Below are 19211 nucleotides of genomic sequence, written 5' to 3' on the forward strand. Positions count from 1 at the left end.
GCCGGTATCGGCAGCTTTTTATTTGATCACTGAAATAGTCAGTGTATGCTCTTCATTATCAATGACAAACAGATTGTTTTTGCCCTTCACTGCGAATTTCGTTTGTTTCTTATTCATCCAGACATTCTGTTCAGGTAGCCCAAGTGCTGAAGGAGAGATTGACATAACATCACGGAATACCAACTTATTCGCCTGTCCATTTTGAATCACATAATCGGTTTTCTCAGTAGTCAGCCGCTCAATAGTAGCACCTTGTTCACTTTTGGTCGAGAACAGTGTTTGCATTCTTTCCTTAAGCATAGATTCTTCTTTTCCAAGGAAAGATAGTAAATACTCATACGAGCCAGCAGATGCAGGCGATACATAGGAAATGAATTGACTTGGTCCAATGGATAATAACTTTAAATCCTCTGCATTTTTAAGTCCCTTAGGTTTGACAAAGTACGTCTCTGATGCTGTTTTGATTTGAACGGTTTGTTTATTTTCAGCCACTACTTGTACTTCCTGTCCAAATGGTATAGTGACAGCCTCCTTTTTTTTCATGGCACGATCTTTATAGACTGTAAGTGGATCTGACGTGGCAATTGCCTGTCGATTCACCTTTTTCATATCAGGCGATCCCTTCGTCTGGAGGTTTTTTGACTGAAATGCTTCTGTCTTATTTGACGGGATTACACCAAACGTGGCCAGTGTACGAAGCGGACGATCTGAAAACATTGATAAGGCAAGTAAGGTGGTGAGAACAGCAATCACCGTCACTTGAAAAGCTGGCCCAAAAAATGAACGTCGTTTTCCATCTCCTTTATAACGGGTGACTCTTTCCAGCTTTTGAACGCCTTTTCTACCTTCCTTATGTTCCATTTGATATTTCTGTTTCTGTTTTTTGGAAAGCTTGTTAAACCAGTCAACAAACTCCTTATACTCTTTCACAACCTTCTTCGTCTCATCAAACATACGAAGCTCACCATAATGCATCCAAGCCACCCGGTCACAGATTTTTTGAATTTGACTGATGGAGTGACTGACAAAAAAGATCGTCTTCCCTTGTTTTTTGAATTCTGTGATTCGATCCACACATTTTTGATAAAAGGTTTGGTCTCCAACAGACAATGCTTCATCAATAATCAGGATATCTGGATCGATATGCGCTGAAATAGCGAAGCCAAGACGTGATTTCATTCCGCTTGAATAGCTCTTGACAGGCTGATCAATAAAATCGCCAATATCCGCAAACTCTACGATTTTCTCATACAGCTCGTCTATTTCTTTGTTCGTCAGCCCCATCATTAAGCACTTGAGGCGAATGTTGTCTTTCCCGCTCAACTGATTGTTCAGCCCCGCCGCGATGGCAATTAACGAGGGTTGGCCATCCATATCAATTTCACCACTTGTCGGTGGAATGATTTTCGCTAGAAGGTTTGACATCGTAGACTTTCCAGATCCATTGATCCCTACAAAACCAATTGTCTCACCTTCATATACATCAAAGGAAACATCACGAACAGCAAAGAAGCCTTTTTCATTTTTATTAGGTAAAAACAGTCCCTTGATCTTATCCGACTGCTTTTTATATAAGACGTATTGCTTGGATACGTTTCGAAACGAAACCTTTAGTTTCATCGTATAAACTCCTTACTTTTTAAAGAAAATCGACAAATTTATCCCTGAATTTCATATGAAGCAATGAACCGATTGTTAAAAAAAGAAGCGTGATCAGCCAAAAATAAAGTGTATACTTCACATCCTGGAAGAACCATTCTCCCTTTAACAAGCTATTTCTGAAACCATCAATAATGTAGAAAAAGGGATTCAATCTTAATATATCCGCAATCCACGCTTTTTCTCCAGTAAGCTTCTCTGAGATATTCCAAAAAATCGGCAGCAAAAAGAAAAGTAAACGTGTCACTGATTGTAAAAGAAATTGATAGTCCCTCACGAGTACGCTAATCGTGGAATTAAACAAGCTAAACGAAAACATAAACGCAATCATGCAAATAAAATAGTATATATATTGCAGCCAATGCATATCAGGGTAAATACCATTGAAAATCAATGCGATGAAGTATAGCGCCATCATGACAAAATAGCTGAAGAGGTTAGACATAATGACAACAGAAGGCAAAGCACTAATTGGAAAATTCATTTTCGATACCATATTAATGCGTTTAAACACACTGTTTGATCCATCAAGGATCGTCGGACTAATGAAGAACCAAGGGATTAATCCGGCAAGCATCCAGATAATAAATGGCACCTCTATTCCACCAATGACAATCGGCTCTCCTCCGCGAATACCCATACCAAAAACAAACCAGTAAGCCAGCATTTGAATCAAAGGATTTAAAAACTGCCATAAAACCCCCAAATAATTCATTTGATATTTTGATTTTGTTTCATAAACAGCAAGTCGCATTATCAGCGAAAATGAGCTGATTTGCTCCTTTAATATCGTCAACATTGCGTTCATTCTAATCTTCCTTAAACATAAGTTTTTGTAAATAATTTTGAAAAGCACGCTCATAATTGTAACAGATGTTGAGGGATTTTTCACTTTATAAGATAAAAGGCTTACAAGCCAATGCTGCAAGCCTTTATCATGTTTACCTTATTGTTTCAAAAACTACCTCTACCACGCGCTTCGAAGACTCACCGCTCTCTAAGTAGCAGAATTTTTCATAAAACGGTGCGAATGAAGCTGGCAAAGTAAAGGTTGGCTGTTCTGTTTCTCTTATCCACTCAATAACACTTGCTGTCTCTTTCACAAGAGGTCCAGGAGCTTCTTGTTCAAAGTCGAAGTAGAAGCCCCTCAGCTTGTCACGATATGTTTCAATGTCTGGCACATAGAACAGCATTGGACGCTTGAGGTTTGCATAATCAAAGAACACAGATGAGTAGTCTGTGATGAGCAGATCAGAAATCATATAAAGGTCTCTAATATCTTCATAATGAGAGAAGTCATAGGCAAAGCCTTCATATGGTCTTAAATCAAAGTTTTCAGCAACTAAATAGTGCATACGCAAAATGATGACATATTCATCTCCAAGTGCAGCTCTCATCTCATGCAAATTAAGATCTAAATCAAATTTGTACTGTCCTTTTTTATAAAATTGATCATCTCTCCATGTCGGAGCATATAAGATCATTTTTTTATCAAGCGGTAACTTCATTTTTTGTTTGAGTGCTCTCATCGTTTTTTCATTGTTTTGATTGTGAAGAAAGTCATTTCTCGGATATCCTGACTCAATCATGGTCTTTTGAAATTGGAAGGCTCGTGTAAAGATTTCGGTCGAATAAGCATTTGGAGAAATGAGATAGTCCCAATTCGATGCTTCTTTCGTGAAATTCTTTTTGTACTTCTTCGTGTTTGTTCCAGGCATATGCACCTCGTCCATATCCATCGCCAGTCGTTTTAACGGCGTACCGTGCCATGTCTGCAAGTATGTTGTATGCTCTGGTTTTGGAACCCACAGCGGTAAACGGCTGTTGATGACCCAATATTCGGCTCTTGCCATCGCAAAAATCCACTTCAATGACAGACGTTTGATATAGTAGATACCTTTTTCCTGAAACGGTGCTTCATGCCCTTTTTTCACGCTCCAGATTAACGTATATTCAGGATGATTTTCTTTCATATACTCATAGATCCCACGCGGGTTACAGCTGAATTGTTTTCCATTAAAGCTTTCAAAAACAACGGTTTTCTTTTTGACAGACAGCTTACTCGCCAGCTGAAAGGTCGTTTGGAAAGTTTTTGTCACAAGGCGATTACGGACTTTATTTATTTTGCCGATTTTCTTTTTGAACTTCTTCCACTTGCTTTTGAGATAGTACTTCGCACGTGTTTTCATTGTATAATCATTAATTCGGATGCCAAGCAATTGTCTCTTTTTCGTTCGGTACACCTCATACCGAATCGGGACATCGTTCTTTTTATGAATTTGAACTAGTCCTTTGAGTTTGTTAGAGCGATCTCCAAGCCTTAAAGCTGGCGTTGTTAAAGTTTCTTCAATCCCATTTGTTTCACAAATAAATTCAAAATAAAAACGATAAACAAATCGCTCTTTTAAAGAGAATTCTAACTCATCCAATGAAAACTTGGATTCATATAGATATAATTCTGGGTAAGACACATGCTTTTGTTCTTCTAACTCCAAACCTTCTTTTCGAATTGAAACAGGAAAGCGATATTCATGAAGAGGTTCTTCATTCTGTTTGATAAGTAATTGAACCCTTTTTACCTTATATCGTTTTTCTGCACTTAAAACACCTGTATAACCGGATAAAAGAATTTCACGATTGTCTGTTAAATTAATATTCTTAAATCGTACAATTTTCATTTCACGTTTTACTTTTATGGACAAGTTCCCTTTGTTAGTACGATAAGGGGTCATCAACAACATACTCTGATGATTCACTAGATGCGACATTTCAGGCATATCAATGTTTATTTCCAAGCGTTTCATGAAGTATTTATTTTCTTCTGGCTGAGTGGCATTCATCCAACCATGAGAAGAATTCAGTTCAACTAACTGTTGTTCATCAAAATCTGTAACATAAAAATTATATGTCTGTCCTTGTTCAAATGGAATTTGCAAAGATAATTCACTTAATGTTACTTTGTATAGATTCTCACTCAAATAAACAAGAGGGAGGTATTTTCCATATTGGGATTTTCTCTCTATTATCAATAGAAAAAACTCTCTGCCTTCAAATGGAGCTGGGTCCACTACACTAATTAACAACTCAATTTCTTCTTGGTGTTTTTGTAAACTCTCAACCTTACACTGCTGTTGAATGGTTTCCTCAATCATTAATCAGTATTCTCCTTATTCTAAAATATGACACTCTATTAATGTGTTACTTTCCAAGAATAATTTCCATTTATAGTTGCGTAAGACATTGCATGATTAACCTTTTCTAAATCAACATCTTTATTTACTGAAATCCTTTTAAGTGATTTAATATGGTCATCATTTCTAATCTTCAAGTAAAAATCAATATATTCTGTATCGTATAACTTCAATTTCCTTTTAAGTTCTTCGTCTAGTAGGTTGAACTTCACTTGATTATCAGTAAGCCTATATGTGATTAACTCAGCACCATGACGCCTATCTAAGCCAACTATTTCAATAGTATATTTATTCAAATCTATATCTTTTAGGTTCCAATCAAACAACAAAACCAGTCTATTTTGATCTACCACTGCATCATTTATATTGCATCTAATTTCTTTTAATATCTTGTTTATCTTCTCCACTTCTGTTCTCTTATAAACTACATCGGTAAGAGCTTTTTCCCAGTGAAGATAATAGCTATTATGCGAATACTTTTCAGCAATTGAGCGACAATTCTTAACCATCTTCGAGTATTTACTTTTCTCCTGATAAAGGGAAACCATTCTCTCTGCTAGTTCTTCTATATCATATTGTTTAACCAAATAACCGTTTTTGCCATCATGGACTAAATCATTAGGTCCATAATCAAAGTCATATGAAACAACAGGACAATAGTTGTAAATCGATTCTAAGATAGATAAAGACAATCCCTCCGCGTGAGAAGTGGAGATGGAAAATTTTGCTGTTTGAAATTCTTTATCGGGATCTCTAGTAAAACCTTTAAGTAAAACGTGTTTTTCTAAATTTAAACTATTAATCTGATGACGAAGTTTGTCTTCTTCTTCTCCAGACCCAAATATCTCAAGGCGAACATGAGGTAACTGGTTTACCACTATTTTAAATGCTTTAATTGCATCAGTTATGTTCTTTTCTTTAGACAGCCTAGATATGATCACTGCTTTATTATGGTCAACCCCATCTCTTAATAATTCGGGGTTGAAGTCTTTTTTGTGTGTATGTGGTGTGAAATAAAAACAATTCTGCTTACCCAAGAAGTTTTCAAAATCCTTTTTTTGATCTTCTGTAATAAAAAATACACAATCCATGTTTTCTAATGCAACATTTTTACATAACTCTTCGAATCTTTTTTGAAGCTTAAATTTTGTATTCGCATAATGACTACTGTGAACAAAAGCTCCATAATAAGAATTTGTATCTTTTTTCACCCTAAATAAATGAGCATCCTGATGGCGGCTATCTACAAGAAAGAATTTTTTTTGGTTATTACTTTTTTGTAGATATTCGATCCAATATTGGCGTAAGCTTGTTTTTCTATTAAAAGATTTAATTCCATTGTGACTATACCAATTAATATTAATTGTAGGGTTATTCTTCCTAAAGGTGTTAAACATTTTTTCAAGATAGATTTCATTATAATTCTTCACATATTCCTCATGGAATGGCGCTTCTCCCCCTGGAAAATAGTGCAAAACCCTACACAGAACGCCCTCCATACTATATTCTTCACGCTTGATGATATTTCCCGCTTCGTTTAGAACATCAACATATTGTATTAATGCGGGAAAATTAGCATATTTTTGTATACGAATTTCATTGCTTTCAATGATATCAACATTATTTATATTTGTTACCTTTTTACCTACAGCAAATTCCACATAAATTCTTTTTATTCCACTATTCGGAATAATATAATCATCTATCATATTCAAAATAGATGATTGTGACTTATCAATCATTTTTTGATGAATTATTTGATCTAGTTTAAACTTAAAATTCGGATCAAACTTATAAGTTAAAAATGTGGATTGAACCGATAGTTCACCAAACATCTTCATTCGGAGTAAAAGAGATTTTGTTAATCCTCCAAAATCAAAAGGAATTGATCCACTAATAAAGTAATACTCCATATCAGGAAACTTAATTTCAGATAGATTCTTATAATTGCTGCTAATCTTCTTCACCTTATTTAAGAAATGAGTAATCAACGTTGTTCTCCTTTTTGTTCATTAATTTAAACTTAAAAAAGTACTTCTCACCTTGGCAAGAAGTACTATCTTCAATCTATTATAGTCCCGCAATTTCTTCCTTAATTTGAGTTGTCGAGATACCTTCTGTTCTCTTCAAGTAAACGACTTCGCAATGCTCTTTCAAGAAATCGAATTTACCTTCCCAGTCATCTCCCATGACAAAGACATCAATGTCATGCTCCTGTACATCGCGGACTTTTTGATCCCAGCTGTTTTCTGGAATGACTTCGTCTACATAACGAATGGTTTCTAAAATCAGCTTTCGATGCTCATAGCTATGATAAGCCTTTTTGGATTTTTGTAAATTAAATTCATCTGTCGAGATGGCTACCACTAAGTAATCTCCAAGCTGCTTTGCACGCTCTAGCAGCTTAATGTGCCCCCAGTGTAATAAATCAAATGTACCGTAAGTAATAACTTTCTTCATTGCAAACATAAACTCCTTTCCTTCATCCTTATTCATCTGCTTCAAGCAGTAATGTTTATCCGTAATCCTATTATCATCGATCATGTTTTTTCGCTCTTCGGAACCTCATTATATCATAATGCCTATGAAAGGTTAAGAAAATGTAAAGACAAACTATTTCCAATTTAATGGATGAAATAGTGAAACTGCGTCAATCCAGTATTTCAACCTTTTTAGAGACTAGTTGTTTATTAAAATGTCATGAAATTAAAAGGATTGTAAAGTTATTGTTAATATTTCATGGAGTAACTGTGATAAAATGATCTGTAGGTTAAGAATGAATTTACAATGATCGTACAATAGATAACAAAAAGAAAAAGGGGGTTTATACAGTGGAAACAGAAGTGGTCTCTAACCTTTCTTATGTAAGTGGCGACTTAGACGAATTTATTAGTTATATGAACCAACACCACCTTTCTCAGCGAAGAGGCGCAATGATTGCAACGGTGAATCCAGAAATAGGCTATGCAACTATGAAGGATCATGCATATCATAAAGTCATCTCTTCTGCAGACTATGTCTTACCTGATGGTGTAGGTGTTGTCTTGATGTCACGTCTTATAAACCATCCGTTGAAATCAAGAATTGCAGGTTTTGATGTGTTCATGTCTATGCTTGATCTCGCAAACAAGCAATCTAAAAGTATTTTTTTATATGGTGCGAAAAAAGAAGTGCTTGAGGCTGTCAAACAGCGAATTGATACGGAATATCCGAATGTGGTGATTGCAGGCAGCTGTGATGGTTATCAGGCGGATAAACGGTTTGTGGCAAAACAAATTGCTCGTTCAAAAGCAGATATGGTGTTTGTTGCTTTAGGTTATCCAAACCAAGAGAACTTTATTTATGAATACCGTCATTTGTTCCCGCAAGCTGTTTGCATCGGTTTAGGCGGAAGCTTTGATGTATTTAGCAGAACGGTGAAGCGTGCACCACGCTGGATGATTAAAACAAATACGGAATGGCTGTACAGACTCATTGTCAATCCGTGGAGATGGAAACGAATGCTGAATATCCCAAAGTACGCTTTTGCCGTATTAAAAGAAAACAAAGGGAAAAAGCGCTACTATCCTGAGCAAGTAAAAGATCAGACGAAGCAGCTGTGAGAGACTGATACATGATGAATATACGCTCAATGATCATCTCATGCTATGCAGCTTTTGTTTCTTTTGCTGGATGGCTCATGAGCGGCGTGAAACCTCTTGACAATCAGGTGACGCTGCTTGTTTCATTCCAAGAGAACGCAGCTGCTCTCATTGATACTTATCAAAAACAGGCGAATATGACAATGAAGCTCACTGTCCTCTATACGAAGCATGCTTCCATGATAGAAAAGGACGTGCCTCATGTGTCATTTCGCTATTTTCATGAAAAAAACCCCATCCATCTCATTCAATGTATCTATACGATGCTAAAAAGCAAAGTCGTCGTCACAGATAATTATTTTCTGATGACAAGTGTGCTAAGAAATAGACCTTCTACTACTTGTATTCAAGTGTGGCACGCCAATGGTGCTTTGAAAAAGTTCGGTCTTGAAGATGCTTCAAATCATCACCGTAGTTCTCGTGATCTGCAGCGTTTCAAGCGGGTCTATGCGTCTTTCGATTATATCGTTACTGGCTCAGATCACATGCGCGAGATTTTCAAAACTTCATTTGGCGTCAACGACGATCGTTTTTTGCCAACAGGTGTACCCTTCACAGATGCGTACTATGATGAGCGCCCTATTTCCTTTCAAACGGATATTTTTCCAAAAGGCAAAAAAGTGCTGCTGTATGCGCCGACCTACCGGGACTTTGCAATGAACGGTCTTGTCTTACCTTTTTCTAAAGAACAATTGCAGAGTGAGCTGAATGGCGACTATATTCTGCTCGTCAAACTTCATCCTGCGGTGAAACATTTAGCCAAAGCAGAAACAGATGGCGAGTGGATCTTTGATGTGTCCGATCAGCCGCTCTTTCCATTGCTCTCTGTATGCGATGTCCTGATTACAGATTATTCATCCATTGTGTTTGAATATGCGCTGCTCCGAAAACCTGTTTTGTTCTTCACTTACGATCTAGAGACTTATCGCACAAAACGCGGCTTAGTCGAACGTTATGAAGACATCATTCCAGGAAAGGCTTGCGTCACTCAAGATATGCTCTTAACGGAGCTTAAGCAGCTAAACGAATCAGCCAATCAAGACTTATTGAAAACCTTTGCTGAGGAATGGAATCAATATTCAAAAGGGAAATCAAGTCAGCAGCTTCTTTCCTTTATTGAACATCAGCTCTTACACAAAAAACGTCCGGCTTCTCATTAAGAAGCACGGACGTTTTTTTATTTGTTATACACGGGGATATCATAATACAGCGTATAGTTATCAAGTAAGTTATACAAACTATACATACGAGTGACCTGTTTAGAAGCCCAGCCAATATCTGTTGCATATTGGTGAGTGGCTGTCGCAGACCAGCGCATTTTGTAAATGGTATCTTGTTTGTATGTGGCATTATTGATGTAGCTGTTGCCAATGAATTTTGCCCCGCCAATAATAGCTGCCTCTGGTGTGAACCATTGCTGTTCATACGCATACTTTGCACCGAGGTAATTCGGGTTACTGTCATATGCACCAATGCCATACATGTTATATACTTTTTTCCCATTAAACATCGTACCATTCGCTAAAATGGAATTTCCGTTACCTGTTTCAAGCAGCGCATGAGAAATGAGATAAATTTCGTTAATATGATACGTTTTCGCTGCTGTAATAAAGGCTTGTCCTTTACCTGCAAGAATCCCTTTGCCTGCTAAAATCTTTGAATTGACCTCTGCCGGATTGAGATTCGCAGCTTCAGAGAGTTTCAGAAATTGAAAATAAGATTGAGTGCCCTCAACAATATTGGCTGGATCTACATATTTTTGCACCTCTGCGGAACTTGCATTTCTCCAACCTAGGTTAATCTTGATCCAGTTTCCTTCTTTCCCAAGCTGGTTCACTTTTGCTCCTTTATTCAGCTGTGCCACAATGTTGCTTGCAGAGCTCGAATCAGGTGTAGAACGTACATTTAGCCCGTCTGTATTCACTGTGGACGTCGCTGGGTCTACATATGTCGCATAGACGTAGGCTGCACCATCTGTCTGCGGCGACACCTTCATTTGTTTGTTTACCATCTCATTGACTGTGAGGTTATAATTCGTCTGCATCACCATTGGACCGTTTTTGATTTTGGTAGCTGTGGCTGTCCAGCCGTATTGGCTTTTCACAAAAGCAATGGCCGCATTCGCATTTGGTAACCCTGTAAACTGCTGTGTGATGTTGATTTTATATGCCGGTTTTGTCGTTGTTGTATAAGCAGCTGGTTCATTTCGTTTTTTGAAGAATGTCATGCCTTGGTCTCTTAAGGCAGCAGTCGAAATAACCCCTGTTTTGATCTGATATTGGCCATAATCAGTTGCACCCGTTTTTTGAGCGGCTGCTTTCATTTTTTGTTTAGTTAAATAACTTAAGGCTTGATTCAGCTTTGTCTGATTCACAGTTGCCTCTGTCGTAATACGGTATTGCTTAACAGCTTCTGTTAATGTTTTTGTACTGCTGGCAACTCCATTTTTTTTTATGATCTCTTGTGCCTGCTTCACTTTGCTTTGATCATATACAGGAGTTGTCATTAGGCTGTATGCTTTACTGACGGCTTGCCCCTTGCCTGTTGTGATGCTGCTTGTCACCTTTTGTGCTTTTAAGTATGCAGCACCTTTATTTACTTTTGTCTGATCCGTTGCTTGATTCACGACAAGTCGATACGTGCTATCAGATGCTTTGCCTGTTTTTTTCGTTGTGGCAGAGACTTTTTTCTTTTGGAAAAATGCCGTTGCTTTTTTTGCTTGATCATCGCCCAAAAGATTCCCAGTCACTACTTGATATGGCTGTGTAGAGGAGATCTTTTTAGACGTATAGCGCCATTTCTTTTTCTTGAAAAAGGCAACTGTTTTTGCGTAAGTTGTGTCATTTAATTGATTGAGCTTTACGATATAATTTTTCGTTTTTCCTACTCGCTGCACAGTACCTGACACACCAGCTTGTTTTTTGATCTGAGCCGCCGCTGAGGCTGCTTGCTTACTGTCTTTGAAATAGCCTGATTCCATGCTATATACATTTTTAACAGCTCCAGCCTTCTGAATCTTTCCGCTGATTTTCGCTTCTTTTTGCAGCTGGGTCAGAAGGGTTTGCGCTTTAGACTGATTCGTTTGTGCAGCAGATGTGACGATGTAATACGGTTTGCCTGCTGCTACCGTTTGGAGTGCTGCTTTTAAACCAGATTCCTTTTGAAAACCTTGCAGGATGGTATTTGCCTTACTCTGTCCGACAATATTGCCTGAGATCAGCTGATACAAGGTGCCAGCTTTGTTTTCGGTTTGATATGTACTAGTGACTCCGGCCTGTTTTTGTAGTTCGGTTTGAATATTTTTGACTTTCGTTTCAGAATCAATGGCTCCTGAAATGACCTGATAAGATGGTCTACTTTGATTGATAGCTTCATACGTGCTATTGAGTCCTGATGTTTTCGTCAGCTCGAGCGTCAGTTTTTTCGCCTGACTTTCATCGTTGATTGGATCAGATACGATTTTCTGTAAAGGAAGGCGGTCACCTACTGGAGACACCGTACCGCTCATGCCTAACTCTTTTTTTAATGCAGCGGCACTTGCACTCGCTGCTGCTTGTGAGTCATATCCTGAGGCAGTCAGTTGATAAGTCGATGTATTTCCTGAGGTTTGATAAGTGGCTGTCCACTTCTTATCCTTTTTCAACGTGTCAACCGCTTTTTTCACTTCTGCTTCTGTTGTAAATACTTTTGAGGTGCTAATCGTATAAATGGATTGATCGACATAGGAGGCTGCTTGCACTTCTTTGCCCGTGTGTAATGTCATACCAAAGGCAGCTGCGAGTAACATAATCTTGATGGTTTTTTTCACGGTCCCTGTCCCTCTCTTAACTTTGCATAATAGTCTACTAATCTCTTTATCGACAAAAACACCAGACTTTTTTAACAAAATAAGCTTAATATATTTAAATTCGCCTATGAAAAGTGACATTTTCAGGAGACTTTCACCTCAATACATAATCTTAAATTCACTTTAAAGATATAGCGATTTCTTAATTTCCTTTAAAAGATATGGTATCATATAGCATCATTAGAATTTTCAAATTCACTTGTATTTTATATCAAAACGAATTTCTTGACTTTTTCAATAGTAATCTCCAAAGGAGTCATAATAATGAACAAGAAAATTTTTAAACGTCAGAAAAAAATATTAAAACGAAAAATAAATTTTTTAAAAGACCCTTTAATGAATTTTATAAAGGATAAAAGACACCAAAGAAACAATTTATATGCATACTATTATCAACGTTTTGATGTTGTTGAAAAAACCGTACTATATGAATCTAGAGACGGAAAGAGTATGACCGATAGCCCATTAGCCATTTTTGAATATTTGTTACATCAGCCTCATTTCAAAGACTATACACATATTTGGTCAATTGATGATTTTGAAATATTAAGACCAATTTTAGATAAGTATACCGATTATAAAAACATCATTTTTGTAAAGCGAAATTCTAAAGATTATTTGAAATACTTAGCAACTGCAAAATATTTAATAAACAACTCTACTTTTCAACCATTTTTTATATGTAAAAAGGAACAAGTCTATATCAATACATGGCATGGCACACCATTGAAATATATGGGCTTTGATATTCCAGGAAACCCTGCACATTCTCAGAATGTATTGAGAAATTTTTTGAGCTCAGATTATCTCATTAGCCCAAATGAACATACAACAAGTATGTTTATAAATAGCTATAAGTTGAAACATCTTTTCTCGGGAAAAATTATAGAAGAAGGGTATCCAAGAATTGATTTAACGTTGAATACTAATTCCCTTGAATTTAAAAAAGATCTTCACTCTTTTGGAGTAGACCTTTCTTTAGACAAAAAAACCATTGTATATGCCCCTACTTGGAAAGGGACAAGTGTAGGTAAAGTTAAAAACAATTTAACTCAGATCACTTCTGACCTGAATTACTTACATGAACGCTTTAGTCAAGAATATAATATCCTTCTTAAGCTTCATCCATTTCTGTATCAACAAGCCAGTCAATCAGCAGAATTACAAGGTCGGCTGATACCAGACTTTATCGATACAAATATGCTGCTAAGTGCGACCGATTTATTGATTACTGACTATTCAAGTATATTTTTTGATTTTCTAGTTACAAATAAACCCGTTCTTTTTTATATGTGGGATGCAGATGAATATAATGAAGAGCGAGGCATGTATTTTAACCTTAAAGACCTTCCTGGTCCCCGCCTTTATAACATTAAAAATTTGGCAGATTCGATTGCTCATATAGAAGACATAAATTCACAATTTAAACGTTCGTATGATCAATTTAAACATGACTTCACAAAACATGACGATGGTAAAGTGACTGAGAGAGTTGTGAAATCTATTTTCAACAATGAAACGGAAGACATCCGTTTCATCAATGCTCTTCATGAAAAGAAAGAAAAGATATTGATTTACCCTGGGGGAATGAAAAATAATGGTATCACTTCCTCTTTCATTAATTTAACACAAAATATTGATTATCATAAATATGATGTTAGTTGCTATATGAGCACACCAAACTCCAAAGAGGTATTAAATAATATTGCAAAAGTCAATAAAAATGTCAGGTTTATTTTCAAGCCAGGCCTACCTGTCTACACTTTACAAGAAGTTTATAAAGATAAATTCATTCATAATCGAGGAGTAACCAGTAAATTCGGGGAAAAGCTCTATCCACAAGACGCTTATTCCAGAGAATTTAGTCGCCTTTTCGGAAAATCCACTTTTGACCATGTCATTGATTTTAGCGGATATAGTTTATATTGGGCTAAATATCTCGTTTCTGCAGATGCTAAAACAAAAATATGTTTTATGCATAATGATCTTCTCTCTGATAGCGAAAGAACGATCAATGGTAAGAAGCCTCATAAAATAAATTTGAGAGGTTTATTCACCATATATCATAAATTTGATAAATTGGTCAGTGTTTCTAAAGGCACAATGGAATTAAACAAACAAAATTTATCTCACTATGCAGATGAAAGTAAGTTTGATTATGTGATGAACTCAATCAATCCAGACAAAATATTAGGAATAGAATTACAATCTGGTGACCAAAACACATCAAGCCTTATCCAATCGAATAAACCTTTTAAATCAAGAGCAAAAATTCTAAGCAGCAAACATGATAAAATCTTCACTACGTTAGTAGAAGATAACCTGTCCACTTTTTCAAGCAAAGAGTTTGAAAACAATGTAGTGATGATTACAAGAAAAGCTGTAACAAAACAAAACGAAGTTTTATATAAGTTCTCTTATGAAGATCATGTTGTGGGATGGCTAAATAAAGATGCTTTTAAACTTCTTCCAGATAGTATTATATGTGAAGAAGAAGTTCATAAATTAGCATTAATCACCAATCCTAAACATAATGATATTTGGACGAAACCCTTTAAAACGAGGGGAATTAAAAAGGTTTCTTCGAGTCACCCCTATAAGAATATTATGGTAGAGATAGACCGAGAAGCTAGAACTGAACGTTCACTCTACTGCAGATTCTATATCAACAAACAACTAATAGGCTGGATAGACTCATCTGCACTAAAAATACTGAAGAATTATGAAGTAAATAGTGTTCAATCTGAGGAAAAGCAAGTCATGATGGAAAAAGAAATACAAACATTATTGAACAAAAATTACCACGAACATGCAGAGTTTATTCGCTCATTGCCTAATAGAACACTTTTAGAAAGAAATATAAATAAAAAAATGAAAATTGTCCATACAGAGAATCATACAATATGGACAAAAGCATATCCAAATTTCGGATATGAAGAAGTTTGCAGCGCTGAGTTATATAAAGGTGCTATTGTAACTGTACACAAGAGCCATAAAACAAAAGAAGCGACATATTACCAATTCTCTTTAGATAAAAAAGTGATTGGATGGTTACATGTAAAAGCGTTTAAAACATTAGATCATCAAACTATTTTAAATCGTAAAGAAGTGAGCTACTCTGCTTCTCTTCATTTGAACGAATTTAAAATTTATAGCAAAACGAACGAAGATACTAGGTTTAAAGTCTTGAAAGATTTTTATCTTTACAATCAAAAAGAAGTTGATATTACAGAAGAAATTACCACACCTATATCAACTTACTGTTCCATAGTGTTTAATAACGAAAAAGTAGGCTGGGTAGATAAAAAAGCGATTGAAATTCTTGAAGTTCGAGGGTTTGAAATAGGAAATGAATTTGTTCCTTACCCTTCCAAAAAACACTATAATTTTGTTAATATGGGACGTCTGTCTCCAGAAAAAGGGCAAGATAATTTAATTACTGCTTTTAAACAACATTTAGAAACACATGCAAACAGCAGACTATATATTCTCGGCGATGGTCCTCTTAAAAATGACCTTCTAAAGTTAATAGACGAATTAGAATTGCAAAACTATGTGTTTTTAGTTGGCCAAGTTGAAAATCCATTTACCGTCCTAAAAATGTGTGACTGCTTTGTTTTATCATCACACTATGAAGGCCAGCCAATGGTACTTTTAGAAGCCATGACGTTAGGAATGGATATCTTGGCAACAGATATTATTGCAAATCGAACAGTTTTAGAGAATGGCAAATATGGTGCTTTAGTCAATAACAGTGTCGATGGACTTGTAGGAGGGCTAAATAAATTTAGTAATCATACAAATCCTGCTTATGCTCCATTCAATTATAAAGAGTACAATAAAAAAGCAATGGATACTTTTTATAAAGTGTTAAATTAACTAAAAAAGACTTTCAAGCTCTATTCCATGCTTGAAAGTCTTTTTCTATTTATATATGTGACACAATCAGTTCACAAGATCCTTCAATGGTGAAGTTCCCTGTTTCAGCAGGCAGGATAAAATGGGCTCCTTTTGGCAGCGGATATGTATGTCCATTATGCTCTAAGGACCCTTCCCCATTAATAACGCTGCACAGCAAAAACGGATAATCTTGCGATAGCTCTACTTTTTGATCAATTTCCCATTTATACACAGAAAAATATTCTGCTTCTACAAATGTTCTAATGGTCACCCCTGGACGAGTTTCTACTGATTCATCTGCATAACCGTCTACATGTGGAACCGTTGTGACATCAATGGCCTGCGTGAAGTGAAGTTCACGTTCATGGCCATTTTGGTCTTTTCGTTCATAATCATACACCCGATAGGTCGTATCTGAACTTTGCTGCGTTTCAAGAACCAGTGTGCCTTCACATAGCGCATGAATGGTACCGCTTGGCACATAATAAAAATCGCCCGGCTTAATTTTCACTCGCCGCAAAAGGCCTTCCCAATCTCCGCTGTTCATCATGGTCACAAGCTCAGTTCTCGTCCGTGCATTATGACCATAGATCATTTCTGCGCCTTCTTTGCAGTCAATGATATACCAGCACTCTGTTTTCCCAAGCTCACCATTTTCATGTCTTTCCGCATAATCATCATCTGGATGAACTTGAACGGATAAGTCTTGGTTTGCATCTAAAATTTTGGTTAAGAGCGGGAAGCGATCGCCTTCTATTCCCCCAAACAATTCTCTGTGATTGTTCCATAGTTCGATCAGCGTTTTCCCTTTATATGGACCGTCTTGCACGACACTTGGTCCGTTTGGATGAGCAGAAATTGCCCAGCATTCTCCCGTTTGATCAGAAGGAATATCATAGCCAAATTGATCCCTTAAGGCTGTACCTCCCCATATTCTCTCCTTCAATTCAGGCAGTAAAAAAATTGGTGACTGCTTCATTCAGGATGACTCCTCCCTTTGCTACCCTTTGATAATCCTTGCCTAGCATGATGAAAACTAGCAAGTCTCAACTTTTATTATGACGCTATCTAAAGAGAAGTCAATCCTTTCAGTACACCGAATGGAAACGATAACAAGAAAATCAATTCACCCTTTGACAGAGCCTGCAAGAAGCCCTTTCACAAAGTATTTTCCGAGTAGAATATAGACCAAAAGTGTCGGCAGCGCAGCCAAGATGGCACCTGCCATTTGAACATTCCATTGCACAATTTGACTGCCTGATAAATTTTGCAGTGCAACCATGACCGGCTGATTCTCTGCTGTGGTCATAGTGACCGCAAATAGAAACTCATTCCACACATTTGTGAACTGCCAAATGGCAACTACGACAAACCCTGTGATGGAAAGCGGCAAAATCATATGTCTGAAGATCCCGATAAATCCGGCCCCATCCAGCTTCGCTGATTCAATCATTTCATCAGGAATGCTCACATAAAAATTGCGGAACATGAGTGTTGTGATTGGCAGGCCATATACGACATGGACAAGTACAAGTCCCGGAATGGAGTTATACAAGCCGATTTCACGTAAAAATTGAATAAGTGGAATGAGGATACTTTGGTATGGTATAAACATACCGAACAACATGAAGGTAAACACCACTTCTGATCCTTTAAAGCGCCATTTAGACAGCACATAGCCATTCATCGCACCTAATACAGCTGACAATAAGGTTGCAGGAATGACTAGATAAAGAGAATTCATTAAATTGGGTGATAACTTTTCAAAAGCGATTTTGTAGCTTGAGAAATCAAGTGTAGATGGAAGCGCCCACATTCGCTCAAGGGTAACTTCACCTAATGGCTTTAAGCTTGTGACGAGCATGACATAAACAGGCATGAGAAAAAACAAACTGCACAGTATTAATAAAGCATAAAGAACTGGACGGACAAACCCTCTTGCGATCATGATGAAGCCCCCTTCCGGCTAGACAGGAGATACGGCACGATAAAGACCGCAACAGAAATCAACATGACGATCGCAATGGCGGCACCACCTGCATAATGGTTTCCTCTAAAGGTCATTTCAAACATATAAACACCTGGCACATCGGTGACAAAGTTTGCACCTGGTCCTGTCATCGAGTAAATCAAATCGAAGATCTTTAAAGAAATATGTGCCATGATAATGACGACGCTCGCTGTGATTGGTTTTAACAGCGGAAAAATGATTTTCCAGTAGATTTGCCACTCGGTTGCGCCATCCATTCTAGCAGCCTCTCTCACTTCCTCTGGAATGCCTCTAAGACCAGCCAAATACATCGCAAGTGAGAACCCTGTCATCTGCCACACAGCAGCGATGACAACTGCAATCATTGCTGCCGGTACACCAAACTCAATTTTCCCCCAGACAAATCCAGCTAAAATGTTCGTATCCGTGTACCACTTGGGCTGGATGCCGAGTGTTTTTAAAAATAGATTCACCCCAGTTGATGGATTTAGGATCCATTGCCACACAACACCTGTGACAACAAAGGAAAGGGCCATCGGAAAGAAAAAGAGATTCCGAAAAAGTGATTCTCCCTTGATCTTCTGGTCTAGTAAAATGGCCAGTACAAGCCCAGAAGCAATGACTGCTCCAATAAAGAATAATGTAAAAAAGACCGTGTTTCGAAGATCTGACTGAAAGCGAAAATCTTGAAACAGCATGACATAATTTTTCATACCTGCGAAAGAAAAATCAGGAACAAGCGAGGTCCAGTTCGATAATGAAACATATCCTGTCCAGCCAATAAATCCGTAAACAAAAATGAATAATAAAACAGCTGACGGTGCTAAAAATAGCAGGGCAAGCAGCTGGTCTCCATTCCATTTTTTCCGAACACGTTTCACTTTTGCTGCTGGTGTTTTTGTGATCGGCGATGTGTCCATGCGCATGAAGCTACACTCCTTTTTTAAAAAAGAGGCGGTGCCTAACGGCCGCCTCTTTCATCT

General features: G+C 37.2%; 12 protein-coding genes. 3 read left to right on the forward strand and 9 right to left on the reverse strand.

The annotated features are described in order from the left end of the window. Nucleotides 1–18: 18 nt before the first annotated feature. From tagH to tagD, 5 genes are all read right to left on the reverse strand, one after another. Entirely contained in the window at nt 19–1620 is a 1602-nt protein-coding gene (gene tagH / locus NSQ64_RS18185; protein ID WP_268381895.1) for a teichoic acids export ABC transporter ATP-binding subunit TagH, read from the reverse strand. 19 nt (nt 1621–1639) lie between these two features. Beyond that, nucleotides 1640–2467: an ABC transporter permease gene (locus NSQ64_RS18190; protein WP_171465834.1), complete on the reverse strand. Its 828-nt coding sequence runs from the start codon at nt 2465–2467 to the stop codon at nt 1640–1642. 133 nt (nt 2468–2600) lie between these two features. Beyond that, the gene (locus NSQ64_RS18195) at nt 2601–4811 is read right to left on the reverse strand and encodes a CDP-glycerol glycerophosphotransferase family protein (protein WP_268381896.1); all 2211 of its coding nucleotides are present in this window, start codon (nt 4809–4811) and stop codon (nt 2601–2603) included. A 38-nt stretch (nt 4812–4849) separates the two neighbouring features. Further along, entirely contained in the window at nt 4850–6841 is a 1992-nt protein-coding gene (locus NSQ64_RS18200) for a glycosyltransferase (RefSeq protein ID WP_268381897.1), read from the reverse strand. 79 nt (nt 6842–6920) lie between these two features. After that, entirely contained in the window at nt 6921–7310 is a 390-nt protein-coding gene (gene tagD, locus NSQ64_RS18205) for a glycerol-3-phosphate cytidylyltransferase (RefSeq protein WP_008343212.1), read from the reverse strand. 371 nt (nt 7311–7681) lie between these two features. On the opposite strand from tagD, the gene NSQ64_RS18210 reads away from it, so the two are divergent. Then, complete coding sequence (locus NSQ64_RS18210) at nt 7682–8452, forward strand: WecB/TagA/CpsF family glycosyltransferase (protein WP_171465837.1); 771 nt, start codon at nt 7682–7684, stop codon at nt 8450–8452. A gap of 11 nt (nt 8453–8463) precedes the next feature. Next, nucleotides 8464–9651: a CDP-glycerol glycerophosphotransferase family protein gene (locus NSQ64_RS18215; protein ID WP_268357995.1), complete on the forward strand. Its 1188-nt coding sequence runs from the start codon at nt 8464–8466 to the stop codon at nt 9649–9651. 17 nt (nt 9652–9668) lie between these two features. Here NSQ64_RS18215 and NSQ64_RS18220 read toward each other — a convergent pair whose 3' ends face one another. Continuing rightward, entirely contained in the window at nt 9669–12299 is a 2631-nt protein-coding gene (locus tag NSQ64_RS18220; RefSeq protein ID WP_268357996.1) for an N-acetylglucosaminidase, read from the reverse strand. 303 nt (nt 12300–12602) lie between these two features. Here NSQ64_RS18220 and NSQ64_RS18225 point away from each other — a divergent pair, with 303 nt between their 5' ends. Further along, nucleotides 12603–16217: a CDP-glycerol glycerophosphotransferase family protein gene (locus NSQ64_RS18225; protein ID WP_268357998.1), complete on the forward strand. Its 3615-nt coding sequence runs from the start codon at nt 12603–12605 to the stop codon at nt 16215–16217. A gap of 49 nt (nt 16218–16266) precedes the next feature. Here the strand turns inward: NSQ64_RS18225 and manA are convergent, their stop codons facing one another. The 3 genes from manA to NSQ64_RS18240 form a co-directional block, all read right to left on the reverse strand. Beyond that, the gene (gene manA, locus NSQ64_RS18230; RefSeq protein WP_041507862.1) at nt 16267–17217 is read right to left on the reverse strand and encodes a mannose-6-phosphate isomerase, class I; all 951 of its coding nucleotides are present in this window, start codon (nt 17215–17217) and stop codon (nt 16267–16269) included. A gap of 147 nt (nt 17218–17364) precedes the next feature. Then, complete coding sequence (locus tag NSQ64_RS18235) at nt 17365–18186, reverse strand: carbohydrate ABC transporter permease (protein WP_341017685.1); 822 nt, start codon at nt 18184–18186, stop codon at nt 17365–17367. After that, on the reverse strand, nt 18183–19154 hold the full coding sequence (locus NSQ64_RS18240) for a carbohydrate ABC transporter permease (protein WP_024719268.1): 972 nt from the start codon (nt 19152–19154) through the stop codon (nt 18183–18185). Before NSQ64_RS18240 ends, NSQ64_RS18235 begins: the two co-directional genes overlap by 4 nt. Nucleotides 19155–19211: the final 57 nt, after the last annotated feature.

The sequence above is a fragment of the Bacillus sp. FSL W8-0183 genome, from assembly GCF_038006825.1.
In the GTDB taxonomy this organism is placed as follows: domain Bacteria; phylum Bacillota; class Bacilli; order Bacillales; family Bacillaceae; genus Bacillus; species Bacillus altitudinis.